The organism is Brevundimonas sp. CURTG3B2_SDJG (assembly GCF_057364705.1).
The window spans coordinates 1-553 of the sequence record NZ_JBNFOJ010000596.1 but is presented as its reverse complement, the minus strand read 5'-3'; the positions used below and the strand labels follow the sequence as shown (position 1 = coordinate 553).

Below are 553 nucleotides of genomic sequence, written 5' to 3'. Positions count from 1 at the left end.
CGCCCGGCCCGCCCCCACGCCCGCCGAGAAGGGCGCGCTGCTGGCCGCGCTGCCCGCTCCTTACAGCCAGGCGGACCTGGACAACGGCCGGCGCGTCTTCGCCCGCTGCCGCTCGTGCCACACCATCGACCGAGGGCGGGCCCAACCATGACCGGCCCGAACCTGTACGGGGTCTTCGGCCGAACCGCCGGAACGCATCCGAAGTTCAACTACTCCCCTGCCGTGAAGGCGGCCGGCTTCGCCTGGGACGCCGAGCGCCTGGATCACTGGCTGGAGAACCCGCGCGAGTTCCTGCGCGGCAACAAGATGAGCTTCGCCGGCATCCCGGATGCGACGGACCGCCGCGACGTCATCGCCTGGCTGAAGGTGGAGACGGGATACATGCCGCCGGCCCCGGCGGCCGCCACGGCCACGATGGACGCGCCGTAGCGACGTTCACTCTCTTTCGTCATCCCGGGGCGCGAGGCGACCCCGGGACCCAGCGGCGCCGCACGCCCGCGCAGGCGGGCGGAAGGCTATGTGACCGCCGACAGCGTGCGTGACAGGTTCGCGC

The 553-nt window shown here is 72.7% G+C and carries 1 pseudogene; it reads left to right on the top strand.

The features are described from left to right. Window positions 1-429 (top strand): annotated as a pseudogene (locus AC2W7C_RS18870) (c-type cytochrome); the annotation flags it as partial. Between the last annotated feature and the right edge of the window lie 124 nt (window positions 430-553).